The 22,331-nt window shown below is 72.9% G+C and carries 16 protein-coding genes and 1 pseudogene; 13 read left to right on the plus strand and 4 right to left on the minus strand.

Annotated features, from left to right (window positions below):
• Positions 1 to 25 precede the first annotated feature (25 nt).
• Entirely contained in the window at positions 26 to 625 is a 600-nt protein-coding gene (locus LH62_RS13145; RefSeq protein WP_043361887.1) for a hypothetical protein, read from the plus strand.
• Between the two features lie 101 nt (positions 626 to 726).
• On the plus strand, positions 727 to 1,953 hold the full coding sequence (gene hemA, locus LH62_RS13150; protein WP_043365768.1) for a 5-aminolevulinate synthase: 1,227 nt from the start codon (positions 727 to 729) through the stop codon (positions 1,951 to 1,953).
• On the opposite strand, the gene LH62_RS13155 is transcribed toward hemA, so the two are convergent.
• Entirely contained in the window at positions 1,934 to 2,839 is a 906-nt protein-coding gene (locus tag LH62_RS13155; protein ID WP_144404473.1) for a hypothetical protein, read from the minus strand. The two genes, hemA and LH62_RS13155, sit on opposite strands and share 20 nt — an antisense overlap.
• 15 nt (positions 2,840 to 2,854) lie before the next feature.
• The gene (locus tag LH62_RS13160; RefSeq protein WP_043361893.1) at positions 2,855 to 3,925 is read right to left on the minus strand and encodes a nitronate monooxygenase family protein; all 1,071 of its coding nucleotides are present in this window, start codon (positions 3,923 to 3,925) and stop codon (positions 2,855 to 2,857) included.
• Between the two features lie 153 nt (positions 3,926 to 4,078).
• Here LH62_RS13160 and LH62_RS13165 point away from each other — a divergent pair, with 153 nt between their 5' ends.
• Entirely contained in the window at positions 4,079 to 4,969 is an 891-nt protein-coding gene (locus tag LH62_RS13165; RefSeq protein WP_043361896.1) for a LysR family transcriptional regulator, read from the plus strand.
• Positions 4,970 to 5,121: 152 nt separating this feature from the next.
• Here the strand turns inward: LH62_RS13165 and LH62_RS13170 are convergent, their stop codons facing one another.
• Positions 5,122 to 6,009, minus strand: a complete 888-nt coding sequence (locus tag LH62_RS13170) for a fumarylacetoacetate hydrolase family protein (RefSeq protein ID WP_043361898.1) — start codon at positions 6,007 to 6,009, stop codon at positions 5,122 to 5,124.
• Positions 6,010 to 6,185: 176 nt separating this feature from the next.
• Here LH62_RS13170 and LH62_RS13175 point away from each other — a divergent pair, with 176 nt between their 5' ends.
• From LH62_RS13175 to LH62_RS13215, 10 genes and pseudogenes are all read left to right on the plus strand, one after another.
• On the plus strand, positions 6,186 to 7,265 hold the full coding sequence (locus tag LH62_RS13175; protein WP_052214381.1) for a glycosyl hydrolase family 8: 1,080 nt from the start codon (positions 6,186 to 6,188) through the stop codon (positions 7,263 to 7,265).
• A 201-nt stretch (positions 7,266 to 7,466) separates the two neighbouring features.
• A complete protein-coding gene (locus LH62_RS13180; RefSeq protein ID WP_043361900.1) occupies positions 7,467 to 7,895 on the plus strand; it encodes a hypothetical protein in 429 nt (142 codons plus the stop codon).
• Positions 7,896 to 8,005: 110 nt separating this feature from the next.
• Complete coding sequence (locus LH62_RS13185; RefSeq protein WP_043361902.1) at positions 8,006 to 8,815, plus strand: cellulose synthase operon protein YhjQ/BcsQ; 810 nt, start codon at positions 8,006 to 8,008, stop codon at positions 8,813 to 8,815.
• The gene (locus LH62_RS28375) at positions 8,812 to 9,090 is read left to right on the plus strand and encodes a hypothetical protein (protein ID WP_052214383.1); all 279 of its coding nucleotides are present in this window, start codon (positions 8,812 to 8,814) and stop codon (positions 9,088 to 9,090) included. The genes LH62_RS13185 and LH62_RS28375 overlap by 4 nt, the downstream gene beginning before the upstream one ends.
• Positions 9,091 to 9,108: 18 nt before the next feature.
• Positions 9,109 to 13,275 (plus strand): annotated as a pseudogene (bcsA, locus tag LH62_RS32715) (UDP-forming cellulose synthase catalytic subunit); the annotation flags it as partial.
• Entirely contained in the window at positions 13,275 to 17,066 is a 3,792-nt protein-coding gene (locus LH62_RS13195) for a cellulose biosynthesis protein BcsC (RefSeq protein ID WP_043361904.1), read from the plus strand. The pseudogene bcsA and the gene LH62_RS13195, both read left to right, overlap by 1 nt.
• Before the next feature lie 35 nt (positions 17,067 to 17,101).
• Complete coding sequence (gene bcsD / locus LH62_RS13200; protein WP_052214388.1) at positions 17,102 to 17,572, plus strand: cellulose biosynthesis protein BcsD; 471 nt, start codon at positions 17,102 to 17,104, stop codon at positions 17,570 to 17,572.
• 48 nt (positions 17,573 to 17,620) lie between these two features.
• The gene (locus LH62_RS13205; protein WP_043361907.1) at positions 17,621 to 19,162 is read left to right on the plus strand and encodes a glycosyltransferase family 39 protein; all 1,542 of its coding nucleotides are present in this window, start codon (positions 17,621 to 17,623) and stop codon (positions 19,160 to 19,162) included.
• Between the two features lie 68 nt (positions 19,163 to 19,230).
• The gene (locus LH62_RS13210; RefSeq protein ID WP_043361909.1) at positions 19,231 to 20,166 is read left to right on the plus strand and encodes an SMP-30/gluconolactonase/LRE family protein; all 936 of its coding nucleotides are present in this window, start codon (positions 19,231 to 19,233) and stop codon (positions 20,164 to 20,166) included.
• A gap of 12 nt (positions 20,167 to 20,178) precedes the next feature.
• Positions 20,179 to 20,955: a fumarylacetoacetate hydrolase family protein gene (locus LH62_RS13215; RefSeq protein WP_043361911.1), complete on the plus strand. Its 777-nt coding sequence runs from the start codon at positions 20,179 to 20,181 to the stop codon at positions 20,953 to 20,955.
• Here LH62_RS13215 and LH62_RS13220 read toward each other — a convergent pair.
• Complete coding sequence (locus LH62_RS13220; protein WP_052214390.1) at positions 20,947 to 22,299, minus strand: tetratricopeptide repeat protein; 1,353 nt, start codon at positions 22,297 to 22,299, stop codon at positions 20,947 to 20,949. The genes LH62_RS13215 and LH62_RS13220 overlap by 9 nt on opposite strands.
• Positions 22,300 to 22,331: the final 32 nt, after the last annotated feature.

Raw genomic sequence — 22,331 nt, forward strand, 5'->3', positions numbered from 1 at the left:
TGCTCAGGGCCAGGAGAGTGAGGCGATGCAGGCTGGAACCGCCGGGGAGGTGCTGGCGCTCCGCGCCGAGATGGGCGGCATGTTCTCCGAGCTGCGCGGCTTCATCGACCGCCGCATCGCCGAGCTGAGCGCCGAGGTCCATGCCACGGTGCAACTCGTCGATTACTCCGAGGAAAACCTTTCCGGCCAGCTCGGCCGCATCCACGAGCAGATCGCGACGCTGATCGCCATCCCCGCCGCCACCACGCGCAACAGCGGCGTCGAGCTGGAGGCGGTGGTGCAGGCGACGGAGGCGGCCGCCAACACCATCATGGAGGCCGCCGAGGCCATCCAGGACTGGCTCGCCAGCGACCGCAAAGACGAGGCCTCGCTCCGCCTGGTTTCGGAGAAGGTCAGCTCCATCTTCGAGGCCTGCTCCTTCCAGGACGTCACTGGCCAGCGTATCCGCCGTGCCATACAGCACCTCCAGCAGGTCGAGCAGATGCTGGAAGGGATGATCCCCGGCACCGCCGCCCCGGTCGAGACGGTCGAGGTCAAGGCGGTGATGCACACCGTCGCCGAGCCCGAGACCGCCGGCCCCGACCTCGCCCAGGCCGAGATCGACCGCCTGCTGAACGATTTCTGACGGCCCGGGCCCTTTCCATGAATGGCAGGGTTGCGCAGGATCAATTGGCATTTGCCGCCGATGCGGACATATGGCGGATCACACCGTCGATGCCGGACCCGATGCACACGCGCCAAGCCTTCCTCGCCCATTGCCGCGCCAATCTCGCCGAACTGCGCCGCGAGGGCCGCTACCGGGAATTCGCCCATCTGGAGAAACTGGCCGGGCGCTTCCCGCTCTACCGCTGGCATGCGCCGCAGGGCGTGCGGGAGGTCACCGTCTGGTCCTCCAACGACTATCTCGGCATGGGCGCGCACCCGCAGGTGCTGGCCGCCGCCGCCCGGGCGGTCGAGGAGCATGGCGCAGGCGCCGGGGGCACGCGCAACATTTCCGGCACCTCGCCGCTGCATGTGGCGCTGGAGGCGGAGCTCGCCTCGCTGCACGGCAAGCCCGCCGCGCTGCTCTTCGGCAGCGGCTACATCGCCAACCAGGCCGGCATCGCCGCGGTGCTGGAGGCGCTGCCCGGCTTCATCGTCTTCTCCGACGCCAAGAACCACGCCTCGATGATCGCCGGCATGCGCGGCGCCAAGGGCGCCGGGCGGGTGATCTGGCAGCACAACGACCTCGCCGATCTCGAGGCGAAGCTCGCCGCCGCGCCCCCCGGCGCTCCGAAGCTGATAGCCTTCGAGAGCGTCTACTCCATGGATGGCGACATCGCCCCGATCGGCGCCATCTGCGACCTCGCCGAGCGCTACGGCGCCATGACCTATCTCGATGAGGTCCATGCCGTCGGCCTCTACGGCGCTGCCGGCGGCGGCATCTCGGAGCGGGACGGCGTGGCGCACCGCGTCGACCTGATCGAGGGCACGCTGGCCAAGGGCTTCGGAGTCTTCGGCGGCTACCTCGCCGGCGATGCCGACATGGTGGACTACATCCGCAGCACCGCGGGCGGGCTGATCTTCACCACCGCCCTGCCGCCCGCCGTCGCCGCCGCCGCGCTCGAGAGCGTCCGCCTGCTGAAGCGGGACGGGGCCCGGCGCGCGGCGCTGGCCGAGCGCGCCGCCGCGCTCAAGGCCGCCCTCGATGCCGCCGGCCTGCCGCGCATCCCGGGGCCGAGCCACATCGTGCCCGTCTGGGTCGGCGAGGCGGAGCTCTGCCGCCAGGTCGCGCGCCGCCTGCTGGAAGAGCACGGCATCTACGCCACGCCGATCAACTATCCGACCGTGCCGCGCGGGACGGAGCGCCTTCGCCTCTGCGCCACGCCTTTCCATACCGATGCGATGATGGCCGCGCTCGTCACCGCGCTCCGCGCCGTGCTGCCGACGGGGCTCAGGCAGGCGGCGGAATAGCAGCCGCCGGCGCCGCCGCCCGGCCGAGGAACGCCGGCCCCTCCACCTCCGCCGCGGCGAGGCCGCGGTCGAGGTCGAGCCCGGTCATCCGCCAGTCATGCACGGCGAGTGGCAGTGGCCGCAGCAGCCGCTCGTGGAACTGCGTCGGCCAGCGCACCCCCTGGCGCTCGACATGCCCCCAGGCATCCACTTCGGCGATGGCGCCGCGCGTGCCCTCCATCCCTTCCAGCCCGAAGCGGACGCGCCGCATCAGCCGCGCCTCCCGGTCGAGGAAGAGAGCGATGCGCTCGGCGCCCGAGAAGCCGAGGCCGGGGATCATCCGCCCGCGCAGCACCGCGCAAAGCCAGTGCTGGCCGCCGACCGTGACCGCCTCATCCTCGGCCCGCTCGAGGATGGCCATGCGCGGCGTCCCCCAGCCACCCGCCAGCAGCATCGGCCCGAGCAGGAAGAGCGCGTAGCCATCCGCCACCAGCGCGGCGGCGGCCCGGCGCTCCGCATCCTCCGCCGGCTCGCCGTTGAACCGGACGCGCACCTCGCCCGTCGTCCCGCCGCCGGAGCGCCGCACCACCTGCTTCCGCCCCGCCGGCCCCGCATGGGCCTGGGCGACGATCCCCTCCCGCGGCAGCAGCCGCTCCTCGGAGGTGCCGCGGAAGCCCCGATCAACCAGCGCCGGCTGCAGCCGGCCGATGATGGGGGCCCAGTCCCCGGCATAGCTGACGCTGACGTCGCGGATGCGCCGGAAGGCCTCCAGCCCATGCGCCGCGGCGCTCTCCTCCAGCAACGCATGCGCCTCGGGCGTGCTGGCCGCGATTCTCGCCTCGGGCAGCGGCGAGGCGCAGGCGGCCAGCGCAAGCGGGGCGAAGAGCGTGGTGCGGCGTGTCGGCATGCCGCCGAGCATAGGTCAGGCGAGCAGCCGCCGCGCCCCCTCCCAAACCGAGCGGGCGATCTCCCCCGCCGGCTCCGCCCGCGCCAGCCCCGCCGACTGCCCCGCCCAGGCCTGGATGCGCCCGATATCACCCGCCCTGGTTCCCTGCTCCCGCATCGCTCCGGTGAGCCCGCGCTGCACCGGGTAGGGCGCGGGCGGCGGCGCATCCGGCGCCGTCGCCGCCTCGACATAGGCGGCGGCCAGGCTCCGCCCGGCCCGCCCGCTGAAGACCCGGCTGACCCGCGTGCCCTCCGGCGCCGCCCCGCCCAGCGCCTCGGCCCAGGCCGGGGCGATTCCCGCCTCGGGCGCGCGGAGGAAGCCGGTGCCGATCTGCGCCGCCGAGGCGCCGAGGGCGAGCGCCGCCGCCACGCCCCGCGCATCGGCGATGCCGCCCGTCGCCACGACGGGGAGGCGCACCGCATCCACCACGGCCGGGACGAGCGCCATCAGCCCCACCATCTCCGCCTCCGCCCGCGCCGCGTCGAACCGGCCGCGATGCCCGCCGGCCTCCGCCCCCTGCGCCACCAGGATATCGGCCCCCGCCGCCTCCGCCGCGCGGGCCTCGGCGACGGTCGAGACGGTGGCCATCCAAGTGATGCCGCGCGCCTTCAGGCGCTCGACGAAAGCGGCGGGGAAGAGCCCCATGATGGAGGAGACGGCCGCCGGCGCCGCCTGCAGCAGCGCCTCGCATTGCGCCTCGAAGTCGAGGGTGGCGGCATCGCCCGCCTCCGCCGGCACCTCCGGTCCCCAGCCGCCGAGGAAACGCCGTACCGCTGCCTCGCGCGCCGGATCGCGGACGGGCGCCGGGTCCGGAACCCAAAGGTTCAGGCTGAAGGGCCCGTTGGTGGCACCCCGCACAGCGGCCGCCCAGGCGAGGATCGCCTCAGGGGGCATCAGCAGCGCCCCGCAGGCGCCCATGCCGCCGGCATTGGCGACGGCGATGGAGAGCGCTGGCGGGCAGGCCCCTGCCATCGGGGCGAGCAGGATCGGCAGGCGCAGGCCGAAGCGGTCGCAGAAGGCCGCGCTGCGGGCGAGGGCCGAGGTCATGGTCGTCGTCTCCGGACATGTGCCCCAAGGGTTCCGCCGCCGAGGCTTCGGCGCAAGCGATGATAGCCGATCGCCGCCATCGCTCCGGCAGATGGCTGCTTGCCTGCCCAGCGCAGGGGCGGCTTACTGGCAGGGGCAAGGGAGCGCACCGCCATGGATGCGGCTGATCTGCGGATCTTCGAGGCGGTGGCGCGGCTCGGCAGCATGAGCCGGGCGGCGCTGGCGCTGAACACCGTGCAGTCCAACGTCACCGCCCATATCCGTCAGATGGAGGCGCGGCTCGGCCTGGCGCTGTTCGAGCGTGGCGGGCGCGGCGTGCGGCTCACGGCGGCCGGCGCGCGGCTGCTGCCCCAGGCCGGGCGGGTGCTGCGCGCGCTGGAGGATGCCCGCCGCGCCGTGCTGGATGACGGGACGCCGCGCGGGCCGCTCTGCCTCGGCGCGCTGGAAACGACGACGGCGATCCGCCTCGGCCCTGCGCTGCATGACTTCGTCGCGGCCCATCCGTCGGTCGACCTCACCCTTCGCACCGGCACGACGGCGGAGCTGCTGGAGCGGGTGCTGGCGCAGGAGGTGGAGGGCGCCTTCCTTTGCGGCCCGGTGGCGCATCCGGCGCTGGAGGTTGAGCCGGTCTGGGAGGAGGAGCTGGTGCTGCTTTCGGCCCCCGGTATCCGCCCGCTGGCGCGGCTGCTGGCGGGGGAGGGGGATATCCGCATCATCGTGCTGCGCGCCGGCTGCTCCTACCGGCAGCGGCTGGAGGATGTGCTGGCGCGGCGCGGCATCCCGGCGCCGCGCCTGCTGGAATTCGGCACGCTGGAGGCGATTTTTGCCAGTGTCGCGGCCGGCCTTGGCATCACTCTGCTGCCGCGGGCCTTGGTCGGCCCGGTGGTGAAGCCCGGGCGGCTCTCGGTGGAGGCGCTGCCGCGCGGCGAGGGCCGGGTCGAGACGGTCTTTGCCCGCCGCCGCGACTGCTATGCCTCGGGTGCGCTCCGCGCATTTCTGGAAGTGATGCGCCGCCGGGATGCGAGCGCCGTCGACGCAGCCTGACCCGAAGGGTCCAGGGGCCCTTCAGCCCCTGGCCCTCCTCACCCCACCCCATGGCTTTTGAACCAGGCCAGCATCCGCGCCCACCCGTCCTTTGCCGCGCCCGCATGGCGCCTGCGGCAGCAGCCCGTCGAGGCCAAGCAGCGCGGATATGCTCAATGCTCCGCCACGGTGTTGGTGAGCGAGCCGATGCCGTCGATCTCGCAGCGGATGACATCGCCCGGCTTCAGCGTCCGCGGCGGCTGCATGGCATAGCCGACGCCCTCCGGCGTGCCGGTGATGATCACGTCGCCCGGCCGCAGCGTGAAGCCGAGCGAGAGCTGGTGGATGATCTCCTTCACATCGAAGATCATCTTCGAGGTATGGCTGTCCTGCCGCTTCTCGCCGTTGACGAAGCAGCGGATGCCGGTGTTGAGCGCGTCCAGCTCCTCGGCCGGCACGATCCAGGGGCCGAGCGGGCAGGAGCGGTCGAGCGACTTGCCCTTGAACCACTGCCCGTAGCGCCGCTGCAGCTCGCGCCCCGTCACGTCATTGCCGATGCTCCAGCCGAAGACATGGCTGAGCGCATCCTCCCGGCTGATGTTCACGCCCTCGCGGCCGATGATGCAGGCCAGCTCCACCTCGTAGTCGAGCCATTCGGTGACGCCGGTATGGGCGGGCACCAGCTCGTCCGGCCCGATCACCGCCTCCGGCGCCTTGGTGAAGAATTGCGGGTACTTCGGCAGCTCGGACTGGCTGATGCCGCGGGTCCGGTCGCCCTCGGCCACATGGTCCATGTAGTTGCGGCCGACGCAGAAGACATTGCGCCGCGGCCGGGGGATCGGCGCGAGCAGCCGGTAGCTGCCGGCCGACAGCACCGCCGCCGGGGGAGGGGAGGCGGCCAGCGCGCGCGCGGCAGCCAGCGCCCCCGGCCCGGCCTCGATCAGCGCCAGCATGTCGGCGGGCCCGTTGCCGGCCGCGGCCAGGTCGAGGATGCGGCCATCCTCCAGCACGGCGCCGAGGCGCGGTCCCTTCGGGTCGGAGAAGGTGGCAAGCTTGGTCATGGACGGCGTTCCTGAAGGTCGGGGCGGAAGGGGAGCCCGCGGGCGCGGCTGTGGCAAGCCCCCGGTATGTGGCGGCTTTTGTTGCACTCGCGGAGAGTTCAGCAACCTTCGGTTGCTTTGCGTGGCCTCCGCCGGTAATATGCCCGGCGCCATAACCCCTGTCCGAGAGCTGGCCGGTGCCGATTCCATCCCAGCCCTCTGCCCCCGTCATCGGCCCCGGGCCGAGCCGGCGCGGCATCCTGGCCGGCCTTGCCGCCCTTGCCGGTGCCGGGCCTGCCCGCGCGGCGGAGGCCTCGGCCGCCTTCCGCACCGAATGGTTCCGCTTCCAGACCCGTTTCCTACTGCCTGAAGGGCGGGTGATCGATACCGGCAATGGCGGCGTCTCCCATTCAGAAGGTCAGGGCTGGGGGCTGCTCTTCGCTCTCGCCGCGGATGACCAGGCCGGCTTCGAGCGCATCTTCGGTTGGACGCGGCGGGTGTTGCGGCGGCCGGGCGACAACCTGCATGCCTGGCGCTTCCGGCCCGATGCGGCGCTGCCGGTCGAGGATCCGAACAATGCGACGGATGGCGACATCTGCATCGCATGGGCGCTGCTCGATGCCGGCGCGCGCTGGGGCCTGCCGGACTACACCCTGGTCGGCACCGCGATCGCACGGGACATCCTGCGGCTGCTGGTCCGCCGGGTCGGCGCCTACAGCGTGCTGTTGCCGGGCGCGCGTGGCTTCGAACTGGCCGACGGCACCATCATCAACCCCTCCTACTATGTCTTCCCCGCCTTCGGGGCCCTGGCGCGGGCGGTGCCGGACCCGGCCTGGGTGCGGGTCGCGGCCGATGGGCTGGTGTTGCTGCGTGCCTGCCGCTTCGGCCGCTGGGGGCTGCCGCCGGACTGGGTGGTGCTCGGCCGGGCGGATGGCGGGCTGACCCTGCCGGCGAACTGGCCGCCACGCTTCTCCTTCGATGCGGTGCGGGTGCCGCTCTACCTATCCTGGGCAGGCCTCGGGGGCGAGCCGGCATTGGAGCGTGTTCGTCATTTTTGGACTGATCCCGCGCATCTGGCCATGCCGGCCTGGGCGGACCTGACCACCGATGCCATCGCACCCTACGCGGCTTCGCCTGGGGTGACAGCGGTCGCCCGCCTCGCCGGGGCGCAGCGGCCGGCCGGGCCCATGGCGCAACGGACCGAGCCCTCGGTCAGCGACGCGCCGGATTACTATTCCGCAGCCCTCAGCATGCTGGTGCGCATGGCAAGCCGGTGACCCTGCGTCAATCTTGATACTGCGGCTAAAATCCTATTCCGTTTTCGCTCGTTTCACGGCATGTTGTACCCGGTGCAAGGGAACAATTGCGAGATGGCACGGGACCCGGATGTTGCGCGCGTAGCGGCAGCCTTGAAGTCTCCTGGACTCCGTTATCGGAGCTTCGGGAATGAGCCGGTGCGTGGTGCTGCGTCTCAATCCGTGGACAATTCTCTGGATTCGTTCCCGCTGGTCGGCGCCGCCATCGAGGCCGCGACGGCGGAAACCCAGCAGTTCCCGCCCGCGGCCGAGCTACACGCCTCGGTGCCGCCGCCGAGCTTCGTCCCGCTGCCGGCCGATTTCGCCAGCCGGCCCTCGCCCGGCCCGGTCGATCTCAGCTACCCGCTGCCCGAGCCCACCCGTCCGGCCGCGCCGCCGCCGGCTGCCGAGATTCCCTGCCGATCGGCGCCGCCCGCCGCCGAACGTCCCTACCGGCCAATGCCGCCCCCGGCCGAGCCGTTGGCGCCTTCCGACACCCTCGCCGCCCTGCTGAACGGCGTGGCGCAGGGCGTCTCCCGGCCGAGCTGGCCCGCGCCGATGCCGCAGGCCTGCTGCCCGCCGGCATGGTCACCCTCCCGCTTGCCGAGGTGATGCGCCTCGTCGGCGGCACGATGCCCGACCCGGCCTCGCCCTTCGCCGCCTTCCGCGTCGCCGGCGGGCCGTCCGGCGCACGGTAGCCAGGACCCGAGGGGAACGGAAGGATGCCGCTGATCTGCATCGCCGCACCCAAGGGAGGCGTCGGCAAGACCACGCTCGCCGCCAACCTCGCCGGCACGTTGCATCGCGCCGGCCAGCCGGTGCTGGCGATGGATTGCGACCCGCAGAACGCGCTCCGCCTGCATTTCGGCCTGCCGGTGCGGGACGGCGCCGGCTTCCTGATGCAGCTTCCCCTCCGCCCCGACTGGCGCAGCCTGGTGCGCGACACCGAATCCGGCGTCGCCCTGCTGCCGCATGGGGCCAACGACATCCGCGCCGCCCTCCGCCTCGCCGCTGCGCTGGAGCGCGAGCCGGAACTGCTGCTCGCCCCGGTGCGGGCCATGCTGGCAGAGCCCGGCCTTCTCCTCGTCGCCGATCTGCCGCCCGGCCCCTCGCAGATGCTGAACCTGCTGGCGCCGCTCGCCGACCTCGTCGTCACCGTGCTGCTGGCGGATGCGACCAGCGCCGCCCTGCTGCCCGAGATCGACAGCGGCCGCTTCCTCGGCAGCGGCGCGCTGGCCGCGCTGCATGCCGCGCGCGTGCGCGTCGTGCTGAACCAGGTGGAGGCCACCTCCCGACTTTCCCGTGCGGTGGCCGGGGCGATGGCGCGCCATCTCGGCCCGCGCCTGCTCGGCGCCGTTTGCCGCGACGAGGCGGTGGCCGAGGCACTCGCCACCCAACGCCTGCTGCACGCCGAGGCGCCCGGCAGCGCCGCCGCCCTCGACATCGCGGACATCGCCCGCGGCATCACAGCCCTGCTGCCGCCCTTGCCCCTGCCGCCCACGCCCTTGCCGATGGAGCCGGTCGCGCCATGAGCACCAGCACGCGCGAGCGTCTCGCCCGCCTGCCCTTCATGCGCAGCCGCATCGGCGGCGCGGTCGCCAGCATCATCGGGCTCTTCGCGGCGCTGATGGTGATCGTCGCGCCGCTCGAGCCGGAGGACCAGGCCTACCTGGCCATCGGCGGGGTGATGCTCTTCCTCGTCGCCAACGTCTTCCGCGGCCGCGTGGTGACGCTCGCCCTCGCGGCGCTCTCCTCCATCGTCTCGCTGCGCTACCTCTACTGGCGGCTCAACGACACGCTCGACTAGGCGAGCTTCTGGCAGACCTTCTTCGGGACCGGCCTGGTGCTGGCCGAGGTCTATGCCGGCGTCGCCCTCATCCTCTCCTACTTCCAGACGCTCTGGCCGCTCGAGCGGAAGCCGGTGCCGCTGCCGGAGGATGTCGCGGCCTGGCCGGTCGTCGATGTCTTCATCCCGACCTACAACGAGCCGCTGGAGGTGGTGAAGCCGACCATCTTCGCCGCACTCGCCATCGACTGGCCGCCCGAGAAGCTGCGCGTCCACGTGCTCGACGACGGCCGGCGCGAGGAGTTCCGCCGCTTCGCCGCCGAGGTCGGCGCCAACTACATCACGCGCCCCGACAACAAGGGCGCCAAGGCCGGCAACATCAACCACGCGATGGGCATCACCGATGGCGAGTTCATCGCCATCTTCGACTGCGACCACGTGCCGACGCGCGCCTTCCTCCAGCTCACCCTCGGCTGGCTGCTGCGCGACCGCGACCTCTGCATGGTGCAGACGCCGCACCACTTCTATTCGCCCGATCCCTTCGAGCGGAACCTCGTCTCCGGCTTACGCGTGCCGAACGAGAACCTGCTCTTCTACGGTCTCATCCAGCAGGGCAACGACTTCTGGGGCGGCACCTTCTTCTGCGGCTCCTGCGCCGTCATCCGGCGCGAGGCGCTGGAGGAGATCGGCGGCGTCCCGACCGAGACGGTGACGGAGGACTGCCACGCCTCGCTGCGCATGCAGCGCCTCGGCTGGCGCACCGCCTACCTCCGCATGCCGCTCGCGGCCGGCCTCGCGACCGAGCGGCTGATGCTGCATATCGGCCAGCGGATGCGCTGGGGGCGGGGGATGATCCAGATCCTCCGCATCGAGAACCCGCTGACGGCGAGCGGCCTCGGGTGGTCCGAGCGGCTTTGCTACTTCATGGCGATGTTCCACTTCCTTTTCCCGCTGCCGCGCTTCGTCTTCCTCACCGCGCCGCTCGCCTACCTGCTCGGCGGGCATACCCTCATCGCCGCCTCGCCGCTGGCGATCGTCGCCTATGCCGGGCCGCACATCATCCATTCCATCGTAACGGCGAGCCGCATCCAGGGCCGCGTCCGCCATTCCTTCTGGTCGGAGATCTACGAAGCCGTGCTCGCCGTCTACCTGCTGCCGGTCACGCTGGCGACGCTGCTCGACCCGCGCCGCGGCAGGTTCAACGTCACCGACAAGGGCGGCACGCTGGCCGATGGCTATTTCGACATGCGCGCGGTCGGGCCGAACGTCGTGCTCGCCCTCTTCCTCGCCGCCGGCCTCGGCTTCGGCGTCTGGGGGCTGCTGACCAACCCGACGCAGAGCCTCGAATTCCAGGCCTACATGCTGAACCTCGTCTGGGCCTCGCTCTGCTTCATCACGGTGATGACCGGCCTCGCGGTCGGGCGCGAGCGGCGCCAGCTGCGCGAGCGGGCGCGCATCAGCGCCGACGTGCCGGCAACCATCCTGCTGCCCGACGGCCGGGCGGTCGAGGGCGACACGCGCGACCTCTCGCTCGGCGGCGCGGCAATCTATGCCGACCGGCCCGAGGGCATGCTCGACGACGCGGTGGTGACGCTCGAGCTGCATTGCGGCAACGAGGTGATCCCGCTGCCGGCCGAGGTGCTGCGCTGGACGGAGGGGCGGCTGCAGGTGCGCTTCGCCCCGCAGGACCTGCATGACGAGGGGCGCATCGTCCGGGCCGTGCTCGGCCGGGCCGATGCCTGGGTGGCCTGGGACGACACGCGGACCGACCGGCCGCTGCGCTCGCTGCGGGAGGTCATGGTGAGCATCACGGGCTTGGTGCGGGGCGGCTCGCAATTCTCGCTGCGCCGCCGCGGCCCGGCGCGGGGCCAGCAGGCCCCCGTCATCACCGAGCCGCAGCGGCCGCCGGCACCGCCCGCCCGGGCCGTGACGCGCCGCGCCGCGCTGTGGCTGCTCGCCTCCCTCGGCCTCGCCGCCGCCGGCGAAGCCGCAGCGCAGCCGCGCGCCTTTGGCCAGGCCCCGGCCTCCGCCCCGGCGCTCGCCGCGCCCGGCGCGCAGGACCCGACGCTCGGCACGCGGCGCATCAGCTATACGCTGCGCCAGCTCGGCCTCCGCGCGCCGATGCAGCTCCGCGGCACTTCGGACCTCCAGGGCGTGCTCTTCGGCATCCGCGGCGACGAGGTGGTGACGGATGCCCGCCTCGTGCTGCAAGGCTCCACCTCGCCCCAGCTCATCCCCGAGCTGAGCCAGATCTCCGTCGCGCTCAACGAGCAGTTCGTCGGCGCCATCCAGCCGGACCGCAACCGGCCGAATTTCGGCCCGCTCGAATTCCCGGTGAACCCGGTCTTCTTCGCCGACAACAACCGGCTGAATTTCCGCTTCTCCGGCCGCTACGCGGTGGAGTGCAACGACCCGCTCTCCGGCCTGCTCTGGGCCGTCGTCTCCGACACCTCGACGCTCAGCCTCACCCTCGAGAAGCTGCCGCTGACGCGCGATCTGGCCCGGCTGCCGGAGCCTTTCTTCGACCCGCGCCTGCTGCGCGAGCCGCTCGTCCTGCCGGTCGTCCTGGCCGAGGCCGCGGGCAACGACGTGCTGCGCGCGGCCGCCATCGCCTCCTCCTGGTTCGCGGTGCAGGCCGACTACCGCACCGCCCGCTTCCCGGTTTCCGCCGCACCGCCGGCGCGTGGCCATGCGGTGATGATCGTCACCAGCGGCGACGTCATCCAGGGCGTTCCCCTGCCGCGCTTCGACGGCCCGACCGTCGCCCTGCTGCCCAACCCGAACGACCCGTTCGGCCTGCTCCTGCTGCTCGGCGGCCGGACCGGGGCGGAGGCGGTAGCCGCCGCCTCCGTGCTCGCCGTCGGGCGCGAGGCGTTGTCGGGCGAGGCGGCCATCGTCCAGCTGCCGGACGTGCCCGCGCGCCAGCCCTATGACGCGCCGCGCTGGATCCGCAGCAACCGCCCGGTGAAGCTCGGCGAACTGGTGGACCCGACGGAGCTTCAGGTTTCCGGCTATTCGCCGGGCGCCATCTCCATCCCCTTCCGCACCGCGCCCGATCTCTTCACCTGGCGCAACCAGCCGCTCCAGGCCGATATCCAGTTCCGCGCCCCCCCGGGCCCGATCGTCGACGTCGCCGTTTCCCGTGTCGATGCGACCATCAACGACCTCTACCTGAAGAGCTTCCCGCTGCGCGGGTCGGAGCCGGCCTGGCCGCTCTCCGCCATCGCCGGCTGGTTCGGCCGTGGCGGCGACCGTTCGGAGGCGCGGCTCGGCATCCCGCCCTGGATCGTCTTCGGCCAGAACGAGCTGCAATTGCGCTTCGACATGCGCCCGCTCTCGCGTGACGACTGCGTGGCCATTCCCGGCGACATCCGCGCCGGCATCGATCCGGACAGCACCATCGACCTTTCCTCGGCCCATCGCTTCACCCGGCTGCCGAACCTCGCCTACTTCGCCAGCTCCGGCTTCCCCTTCACCCGCCTCGCCGACCTTTCGACGACGGCCGTGGTGCTGCCGGACCGGCCGAGCGCGCAGGAGCTTTCCGCCTTCCTCGGCCTGATCGGCCGCATCTCGGCCCTGGTCGGCTACCCGGCGACCGGCGTGCAGGTGGTGCGGCCGCAGGCGCTGGCCCAGGCGATGGAGAAGGACCTCATCGTCATCGGCGCGCTCGGCCGCCAGCCGGCGCTGCCGCAGCTGATGGGGGACGCGCCGGTGCAGATCGACGGCAACCGCCTCACCGTCGCGCTGCCGGACATGCTGGGCGGCTTCCGTCACATCTTCGGCGGCGGCGGGCGAGGGGCGGCGGCGGAGCGCGCCTCGGCCCAACTCGCGGCGCCGGGCGACGGGCTCGGCGCGGTCTTCGGCTTCGAATCGCCACTAAAGCCCGGCCGCTCGGTCCTGGCGCTCACCGGCACCACCCCCGCCGCGCTCGAGGACATGGTCGCCGCCTTGCAGGACCCGGAGCAGCTGCCTCGTGTCCAGGGTGACCTCGCCCTGCTCACCGCCGGCAAGATCCAGGGCTACAGCCTCGGCCGGACCTACAACACCGGCGTGCTGCCGCCCTGGCTCTGGCCGCAGGTCTATCTCTCGGCAAGCCCGGCGGCGCTGCTCGGCCTGCTTGCCCTCGCCATTCTGCTGGTCGCCGCGCCCTTCTACTGGGTGCTTCGGCGCCGCGCGATCCGCCGCCTGCGCACGAGGACAAGCTGATGCTCCGCCGCGCGCCTTTCATCGCCGCCGCGCTCGCCCTGCCCGGGGCGGCGCTCGCCCAGGGACAGGTCACCACGCCGGCCCCGGCCCAGCCCACCGCCGCCACTTCCGCCCAGGGCGGGCAGGAAGGCGCCATCGCCGCCCTGCTCGACCAGGCGAATTACTGGCGCCTGCAGAACCGGCCGGAACTCGTCATCCGTACGCTGGAGCGGCTGCTGGTTGTCGATCCGCGCAACGTGGAAGCGCTGGCCGGCGCCGCCCAGGCGCATGCCCAGCTCGGCCACCGCCAGCCGGCCGAAAGCTACCTCGCCCGGCTGCGCCAGGTGGCCCCCGGCGACCCGCGGCTCGGCGAGACCGACATCACCGTCCGCGCCGCGACCGTCGATACCGGCGCCCTGGCGGAGGCCCGGCGCCTCGCCGGGGCCGGCCGCGCCGCCGAGGCGGTGCAGCGCTACCGCGAGCTGTTCCGCGGTGCCGCGCCGCCCGACGGCTACGCCCAGGAATACTACGCGACCCTCGCCGGCACCGAGCAGGGCTACCCGGAGGCCTGTGACGGCCTCGCCCGCCTCGCCGCCCGCTCGCCGAGCGACATGCGCCTGCAGCTCGCCTATGCCCAGGTGCTGACCTACCGGGACGCCACCCGCAACGACGGCATCGGCCGCCTCCGCCAGCTCGCCGCCAACCCGGAGGTGACGAACACCGCCACCGCCGCCTGGCGCCAGGCGCTGCTCTGGCAGGGGCCGAGCCGGGACATGGTCCCGGCGCTGCAATCCTTCCTCGAGCGCTTCCCCAACGATGCCGACATTGCCCGCAAGCTGGCCGAGGCGCAGAACCCGCCCGCCGGCACACCGGACGAGGCGAGCCTCACCCGCATCCGCGGATTCGAGCAGCTGAATGCCGGCCGCCTGCGCGACGCCCAGCGCGATTTCGAGGCCGCCGTCGCCCGCAACCCGGAGGATGCCGATGCGACCGGCGGCCTCGGCCTGGTCCGGCTCCGCGAGGGCCGCTACGGCGAGGCGCGCAGCCTGCTCGAACGCGCCATCCGCCTCGCCCCGGAGAAGCGCGACCAGTGGCAGCGCGCCCTGGACGGCGCCGGCTATGCCGCCGACCTCGCCACTGCCCGCAGCCAGCTCCAGGCCGGCAACCTCGACGCCGCCGAGCAGACGCTGCGCCGCGCCACCGGCCGTGGCGCCGGCGACAAAGCCGATGCCGATGCGCTGCTCGGCGACCTCGCGCTGCGCCGCGGCGACCTGGCCGGCGCCGAGGCGCGCTACCGCGCCGCGCTCGCCCGCCGCCCCAATCTCGGCCCCGCCGCGAGCGGCCTCTACGAGGTGCTCCAGCAGGGGGGCCGCTTCGCCGAGGCGGAGGAATTGCAGCGCAACGCTCGCGGTCCGCTCGCCGGCGGCGATGCCATGTCCGGCCGGGCGAACGCCATCCGCACCGAGGCCCAGCGCAACCCGGACCCGGCGGCGGCCGTCGCCATGCTCCGCCAGGCGCTCCAGACCGACCCGTCGAGCCCCTGGATCCGCCTCGACCTCGCCAGGCTGCTCGCGCGCCAGGGCAGCGGCGCCGAAGCCCGCCAGCTGATGGAGGCCGCCGCCGCCACCGGCAACCCGGACTCGCTGCACGCCGCCTCGCTCTTCGCCGAGGAGGATGCGCGCCCGGCCGATGCGGTGGACTACCTCAACCGCATCCCCGTCCGGCTCCGCAATGCGGACATGAACGGCCTGCTCGCCCGCACGCGCATCGCCGGCGAAGTGCAGGCGGCGGCCAATCTGGTGCGCTCCGGCCAGCAGGTGCAGGGCCGCCTCCAGCTGATCGGCATCGCCCGCCGTGCCGACCCGAGCGGCACCGGCGCCCAGCTCGCCATCCGCAAGCTCGGCCAGCTGAACGACCCGGTGGGGGCCGCCGAGGCCGGCCGCGCCGCGCTCGCCGCCAATCCGCGGGCGAGTGCCACAGCCCGCCTCAACATCGCCGCCGCCCTGCTCGGCGCCGGGGCGGAGGCCGATGCCATCGCCCTCGCCCGCGCGGTGGAAGGCTTGCCGAACCTCACCGGCGAGGAGCGCCGCCAGGCCGCGGCCCTGCAATCCGGCCTTGCCATCCGCGCCGCGGACCGGCTGAACGACCAGGGCGACCAGGCCGGCGCCTACGATCTGCTCGCCCCCGTCCTGGCCCGCGACCCGACCAACGCCCCGGCCAACCTGGCGCTCGCCCGGCTCTACCAGGGTGCCAACCAGCCCGGGGCCGCCGGCCGCATCGCCGAGGGCGTGCTTCAGGCCGACCCCACCAGCCTCGAGGCCCGCTTCGCCGCCATGGATGCCGCCATCGCCGCGCGCGACTGGGGCCGGGCCGAGGCGCTCCTGGTCGAGGCCCGCGCCATCAGCCCCGGCGACCTCCGCGTTTCGCTGGCGGAGGCGCGCCTTGCCCGCGCCGCCGGCCAGAACGGCCGGGCGCTACGCGCGCTCGAGATGGCCGCCGCCCAGCGCCGCTCCCAGGCGGCCCAAGGGGGCGACCCGGGCGCCGGCAACGGCCCGCTGCTGGCCCAGGCCGGACGCGACAATCCCTTCCGCCGCGGTGGCCTGCCCGGCACCGCCGCGTCCCTCGCCCCCGCCATCGACCCGGTCGATGCCGAGATCCAGCGCGAGCTCGGCCTGGTGCGTGAGGAAACCGCCGCCCGCCTCCAGGGCGCCGTCGCCTACCGCACCCGCTCCGGCACCAGCGGCCGCGACCGGCTGGAGGAGGTCTCGGCCCCGATCGAAGCCTCCATCGCCCCCGGCGGCCGCATCACCGCGACGGTGACGCCGGTCAGCATCGCCTCCGGCAAGCTGAATGCCGACAACGTCGAGGGCCTGCGTGCCTATGGGAGCAACGCCCTCGCCCCCGGCCTGCAGGGCACCACGCCCTCGGCCAGCCCTGCCGACCGCCAGCGCCTCACCGCACGCGACACCACCGCGACGGGCGTCGGGCTCGGCCTCGGCTATGCGCGGGAAAGCTTCCGCGCCGATGTCGGCACCTCGCCCATCGGCTTCCGCGAGCAGAATTTCCTCGGCGGCGTCGAATTCGCCCCCGAGCTGAGCCCGACCCTCAAGTTGCGGCTGACCGCCGAGCGCCGCTCGGTGACGGACAGCCTGCTCTCCTGGTCCGGCCTGAGGGACCCGGTGAGCGGCCAGGTCTGGGGCGGCGTGGTCCGCACCGGCGGCCGGGCGCAGCTGGAATACGGCGCCGGCCCGGTCGGCCTGTATGCCGGGGCCGGCTACTCCACCTTCACCGGCCGCAATACCGCCAGCAACAACCGCTTCGAGGCCGGGGCGGGCGCCTCCTACGCCATCTGGCGGCGGCCGGGTGACGAGCTGACGACCGGGCTCGACCTCGTCTACTTCGCCTATGACAACAACCAGCGCCTCTTCACCACCGGCAATGGCGGCTATTTCAGCCCACAGAGCTACTTCGCCGCCAACATCCCGGTCGACTGGCGCGGGCGCGACGGCGACCTCTCCTGGCGGCTCGGCGGCACCATCGGTTACCAGAGCTACCGCGAGGACGCCGCCCGCTACTTCCCGACCGATGCCGGGGCGCAGGCCGCGCTCGAATCGAGCCTCGGGGCGGACCCGACCGCCAGGGCCAGCCAGGCGGCGCGCAGCGCCTCCGGCATCATCGGCGGCGTGCGCGGCGACATCGACTACGCCGTGACGCCCAATCTTCGCATCGGCGCCCTGCTGCGCTACGACCGCACGGCGAACTGGAACGAGGCGCGCGGCATGTTCTTCGCCCGCTACCGGTTCGACAAGTGATGGACGCGTTGTTTCCCACCCCGGAAGGCCCCCGCATGACGGCAGCCGAGCCGAATGCCCTCAGCTATCTCGCCCGCCGCGGGGTCGCGGCGCAGTGGCGCGGCTTCCTCCGTGCCCTGGTCGAGACGCTGGACGCCAATCTCGATGCCGCCTCGCGCGACGCCCTGCTGCGCGCGGTCGGCGCCCGCTTCGCCGCCCTGACCCCGCTTCCCGCCTGCGCCGGCCTCGCCGAGCTGGAGGCCCGGGTGAACGAGGCCCTGGCGGCGGCCGACTGGGGCTGGGCCGAGATCGCCCTCGACCCGAACGACCGCGCCCTGGTCGTCACCCATTGCGCCGCCCCCGTGGTGGCGACGGGCGCCGACCCCTCCGGCGGCTGGGTCGGCGCGGTGCTGGAGGGGCTCTACGGCACCTGGTTCGGCGCCCAACCCGGTGCCGAGCCGAGCCTCGTTCCCCGCCGCACGGGCAGCCGCCCGGGCGTCATCCTCCTCCGCTACGGCCGCGGCTGAGGGGGGGAGGGTTCCCCACCCCCCGGTCCATGATATGCGAAGCGCCCGATGAGCCTCTCTCCGCGCCTGCGGGCCCCCTTCGCCGCCATCGACCGCGTCTTCGGCATCCTCGTCGTCCCGCTGGCGATGCTGCTGGCTTCGCTGCTGCTGCGCGCCCTCGGCTTCACCGTCGCGGTGATCGACACGGATGAGGGGCTCTACCTTGTCCAGGCCCAGCAATGGCTGCGCGGGCACTGGCCGCTGGTCGCGGTCTGGGACATGCACCCGGTTGGCGCGCCCGCGGTCTTCGCCGCCGCCATGGCCGTCTTCGGCGAAAGCATCGCCACCATCCGCCTGCTCGGCTGCCTTTGCGTGGCGCTGGCCGCTTGGGCGCTCTATGGCGCCGTGCGGGCGGCGGGCGGGCCGCGCGGCATCGCCCTGGCGGCGGGTTTCATCTACATCGCCCACAGCCTCAGGATGGGCGGGCTCGCCACCAATACCGAGATCCTTTTCGCCCCGCTTACCGTCGCCGCCATGGCGCTCGGCATCCGCGGCCTGGCCGGGGCGCTCCGCCTGCGGGAGGCGCCCGGCTGGCCCGGGCTGGTCGCCATGGGCCTGCTGATCGGCTCGGCGCTGGCCATCAAGCCGGTGATGGTGGTCGAGGGCTGCCTCTGCTTCGCGCTGATGGTCTTCCCCGCCCTCTGGCTGCGCCTGCTGCCCTGGCGCCGGGCGCTGGCGATGGCGGCCGCCTATGCCGGGCTCTGCGCCCTGCCGACGCTGGTCTTCGGCCTGCTCTACTGGTGGCAGGGGGCGCTTGCCGATTTTCTCGACGGCACCTTCCTCGGCCCGCTCCGCTATGCCGAGGGACGGCTCGGCGGGGTCGAATCCTTTCACCGCATCCTGGTCGAGATCCTGACGCTGCTCTGGCCCATCGCGCTCGCCGCCATCGCCCTGCTGCGCTGGCTGCCGCGGGGCGGCATTGCCGGGATGCTGGTGCGGGTCGGGCTGATCTGGTTCGTCGCCGCCAGCGTCGGCGTCGCCTCGCCGGGCTATTTCTACCCGCACTACTTCCTGCTCTGGCTGCCCTCCCTCGCGCTGATGGCGACCTTCGGCTGCTGGTGCCTCGCCCGCTGGCTGCCGGCGCGCCGCCGTGCCCCCGGCTTCGCCCTGCTGGTCGCGGTGGTGATGATCGGCTCCTGGCGCGCCGACGCCACCGCCCGCGTCGACCGCGGCATCGGCCTGTTCGAGGCTGACCCGGTGATCGAGATCACCCGCCTGATCCGCGCCGAGCTCAAGCCCGGCGAGACCATCTTCGTCGCCAACTACCATCCCGTCATCTACGCGCTGACCGATGCGGCGCTGCCGACGCGCTTCGTCTTCCCCGCCCAGCTCACCGGCGAGTTCACCGACATCGCCGGCATCAACACCGATGCCGAGGTGGCGCGCATCATGGCGACGCGCCCGCGCTTCGTCGTCATCGACCGCGGCTGGTGGCCGCGGCTCCGCGAGAGTGCGGCGGCCATCATCACCGAGGCGCTCGAGAGCGACTACACCCAGGTCGGGGAGGTGCCCGAGGAGCGCGGCCCGATCGAGCTCTGGGCGCCGAAATAGGGCCGGTGGGGTTGCAAGCCCTGCCTTCTGGCGCATGATCCCCGGCAAGACCGATGGGGGAGAGAAGCATGGCCGAGTTGCGCATCCTGGCCGAGGGGCTGCGGTTTCCGGAGGGTCCGGTCGCCATGCCGGATGGCAGCATCATCCTGGTCGAGATCGCCGCCGGCACCCTGACCCGCATCGCCCCGGACGGGGCGAAGAGCACCGTCGCCCGCCCCGGCGGCGGCCCGAACGGCATCGCCCTCGGCCCGGACGGCAAGATCTTCTGCTGCAACAATGGCGGCTTCCTCTGGCACGAGGAGCCGGGCTTCATCCGCCCCATCGGCCAGTCGCCCGACTACAGCGGCGGCCGGATCGAGGTGATCGACCCGCAATCGGGCGAGGTCCGCACCCTCTACGACCGCTGCAGCGACCACAGGCTGAGCGGCCCGAACGACATCGTCTTCGCGCCTGCCGGCAGCCCCGGCGAAGGCGGCTTCTGGTTCAGCGACCTCGGCAAGGTCCGCGCGCGGGACCGCGACCATGGCGGCGTCTACTGGGCCGCCTCGGATGGCTCGAAGATCGTCGAGGCCGCCTACCCGGTCTTCGGTGGCGCCAACGGCATCGCCCTCTCGCCCGACGGCCGCACCCTCTACGCCGCCGAGACCGAGACCGGCCGCCTCTGGGCCTGGGATGTCGAAGGCCCCGGCGTGGTGCGCAAGGACCCCTGGCCCTCCTCCAATGGCGGCCGCGTGCTCTGCCAGTTCCCCGGCTACCGCCGCCTCGACAGCGTCGCCGCGACGGCCGCCGGCAACATCTGCGTCGCAACGCTGGTGAGCGGCGAGATCACCACCGTCTCCCCCAGCGGCGAGATCACCCGCGTGGTAAAGATGCCGGAGCCGATGCCCACCAATCTCTGCTTCGGCGGGCCGGACCGGCGCACCGCCTTCATCACCCTCTCCACCACCGGCAAGCTGGCGGCGATGGAGTGGGACGAGCCCGGCCTCCATCTGCCCTACAACTAAGGGAGCAAGGGGATGACGCTCTGGGTCCGCTACGAGCGCGACGGCGCGGAAGGCTTCGGCACCTTGGAGGGCGAGGAGATCGCCGTCCATGCCGGCGAGTTCTTTGGCATGCCAGCCCCGACCGGCCGGCGCCTGCCGCTCTCGGCGGTGCGCCTGCTGCCGCCCGTGCAGCCCGGCGCCTTCATCGGCCTGTGGAACAATTTCCATGCCGCCGCAGCGAAGCAGGGCAACACCATCCCCGAATTCCCGCTCTACTTCCTGAAGAACCCTCGCTGCGTCATCGGCCCGGGCGGCGCCATCCACCCGCCCGCCGGCTATGACGGCAAGGTGCTCTACGAGGGCGAGCTCGGCATCGTCATCGGCCGCAGCGTCTCCGCGGCCGACGAAGCGGAGGCCGAAGCCGCCATCTTCGGCTACACCGCGGTGAATGACGTGACGGCGCTCGACCTGCTGACCGCCGACGCCTCCTTTCCGCAATGGGCCCGCGCCAAGGGCTGCGACACATTCGGGCCCATCGGCCCCGCCATCGCCACCGGCTTCGACTGGCGATCGGCCCGCGTGACCGTCGCCCTCAACGGCCGCGTCCGCCAGGACTACCCGCTCGCCGACATGATCCTGCCGCCGGCGCGCATCGTCTCGCTCATCTCCCGCGAGATGACGCTGCATCCCGGCGACGTCATCGCCTGCGGCACCTCGCTCGGCGCCCTGCCGATGCGGCCGGGGATGCAGGTCGCCGTCACCATCGAGGGCATCGGCGTCCTGGAGAACCCCTACGCGCCTTCAGTGTAGAATCGAAGCGGCAGCCTTCCGGTACCCCGCCCGCCGCTCCGGCGGCACCGGATGCCGCCCGGCGACGCGCTCCAGCAGCAGCCGCGCATCCTCCTCCAGCCCCGCCTGCATCGCGGCATCGAGGAAGAACTGCTCCAGCACGTCCTGCTGCGCGTGGCTCCCGCCGAGCGCATGCATCCCGCCCAGCGCCGGCCGCATCGCCGCGACCGCCCCGGCGAAGTCGCCCCGCCCATGGCGCAGCACCGCCTCGCAGATCGGCAGCGCATACTGGCCGATGATCGCGGCATTCCCGCCGTTGTGGCTGCGCGCATAGTCGCGCACCGCCTCCAGCATCCGCTCCGCCGCGCCGAAGCGCCCCGTCACCACCAGCGCCATCATGAAGTGCGGCAGGTTGAACCCCTGCTGGCAATCGCCGATCCGCGCCTCCGCCTTGTCGGCCAGCTCCGCCCAGCGCGCGCCGCCATCCACCCCCTGCAGCCGTAGCCGGTAGAGCATGGAGATGGCGTTCTGCATGTCGATGGCGAGGTCCGGCATCGCCATCGTCACCTGGCTCTCGAGGTTGCGGAAGTTCCGGTCGTAGAGCGCCAGCACCTTGTCGTGCTCGCCCCGCTCGTAGTGGAAGAGCGCCCGGTGCCACCAGAGGTGATGGGTGAGGTTGTTCCCCCCCTCCCAATGCTGCTCCAGCCCCGAGGTCCAGGCGATGCCCTCGCCGCGCCGCCCCTGCATCTCCATCACATGCGCGACCGCATGCGTCGCCCAGAGATCGGCGGGGTTGATGCCGACCGCCGCCCGCCCCGCGGATTCGCCGACCAGGTAGTTGCCGCATTCCTCGTTGGCGAAGGCCTGGCAGGCGAGCACGTTGTGGTAGCCCGGCTGGTCCGGCCCCCAATGCGGCAGCACGCCGTTGACGGCAGCCAGCATCATGTCCGCCCGCCCGCGCCAGAAGGCGTTGTAGTGATGCAGCCGGAGCGCCAGCAGGTCGTGCGGATGCTCGGCCATGATCCCCGTCCAGGCCGCGAGCGCGCGGGCCATGTCCCCATCCGCCCAGGCCGCCAGCGCCGCCACATGCGCCCTCTCGCGCGCCGTGCCGCGCTCGGCGAGCGCGCCCGCCCTGGCCGCCGCCTCCAGCGCCGCCGGGGCGAAGGCGGAATTGGCCGCCAGCATGGCGAAGGTGCCCTTCAGCAGCACCAGCATCGGGCTCTCCGGGTCGAGCTTCATCGCCGCCTTCAGCCGCTGCGAGGTATCCGCCCGGTAGAGCAGGAACCCCTCCAGCGTCCGGTCATAGCCCGCCGCCGCCTCGGCCGAGGCCACCGTCATCGGCAGGCCCTGCGCGTCCTTCTGCATGCGTTCCCTCATCCTTCGGAAGTCTTGTCGAA

The sequence above is a fragment of the Belnapia sp. F-4-1 genome (genome assembly GCF_000802185.1).
Classification (GTDB): Bacteria; Pseudomonadota; Alphaproteobacteria; order Acetobacterales; family Acetobacteraceae; genus Belnapia.

What these genes read in the sequence shown, in the direction of transcription:
- LH62_RS13210 (WP_043361909.1), top strand. Translation starts at nt 19,231, where the DNA reads ATGGCCGAGTTGCGCATCCTGGCCGAGGGGCTGCGGTTTCCGGAGGGT.
- LH62_RS28375 (WP_052214383.1), top strand. Translation starts at nt 8,812, where the DNA reads ATGAGCACCAGCACGCGCGAGCGTCTCGCCCGCCTGCCCTTCATGCGC.
- LH62_RS13160 (WP_043361893.1), bottom strand. Translation starts at nt 3,925, where the DNA reads ATGACCTCGGCCCTCGCCCGCAGCGCGGCCTTCTGCGACCGCTTCGGC.
- LH62_RS13185 (WP_043361902.1), top strand. Translation starts at nt 8,006, where the DNA reads ATGCCGCTGATCTGCATCGCCGCACCCAAGGGAGGCGTCGGCAAGACC.
- LH62_RS13165 (WP_043361896.1), top strand. Translation starts at nt 4,079, where the DNA reads ATGGATGCGGCTGATCTGCGGATCTTCGAGGCGGTGGCGCGGCTCGGC.
- bcsD (WP_052214388.1), top strand. Translation starts at nt 17,102, where the DNA reads ATGACGGCAGCCGAGCCGAATGCCCTCAGCTATCTCGCCCGCCGCGGG.
- LH62_RS13155 (WP_144404473.1), bottom strand. Translation starts at nt 2,839, where the DNA reads ATGCCGACACGCCGCACCACGCTCTTCGCCCCGCTTGCGCTGGCCGCC.
- LH62_RS13220 (WP_052214390.1), bottom strand. Translation starts at nt 22,299, where the DNA reads ATGCAGAAGGACGCGCAGGGCCTGCCGATGACGGTGGCCTCGGCCGAG.
- LH62_RS13145 (WP_043361887.1), top strand. Translation starts at nt 26, where the DNA reads ATGCAGGCTGGAACCGCCGGGGAGGTGCTGGCGCTCCGCGCCGAGATG.
- hemA (WP_043365768.1), top strand. Translation starts at nt 727, where the DNA reads ATGCACACGCGCCAAGCCTTCCTCGCCCATTGCCGCGCCAATCTCGCC.
- LH62_RS13195 (WP_043361904.1), top strand. Translation starts at nt 13,275, where the DNA reads ATGCTCCGCCGCGCGCCTTTCATCGCCGCCGCGCTCGCCCTGCCCGGG.
- LH62_RS13205 (WP_043361907.1), top strand. Translation starts at nt 17,621, where the DNA reads ATGAGCCTCTCTCCGCGCCTGCGGGCCCCCTTCGCCGCCATCGACCGC.
- LH62_RS13170 (WP_043361898.1), bottom strand. Translation starts at nt 6,009, where the DNA reads ATGACCAAGCTTGCCACCTTCTCCGACCCGAAGGGACCGCGCCTCGGC.
- LH62_RS13215 (WP_043361911.1), top strand. Translation starts at nt 20,179, where the DNA reads ATGACGCTCTGGGTCCGCTACGAGCGCGACGGCGCGGAAGGCTTCGGC.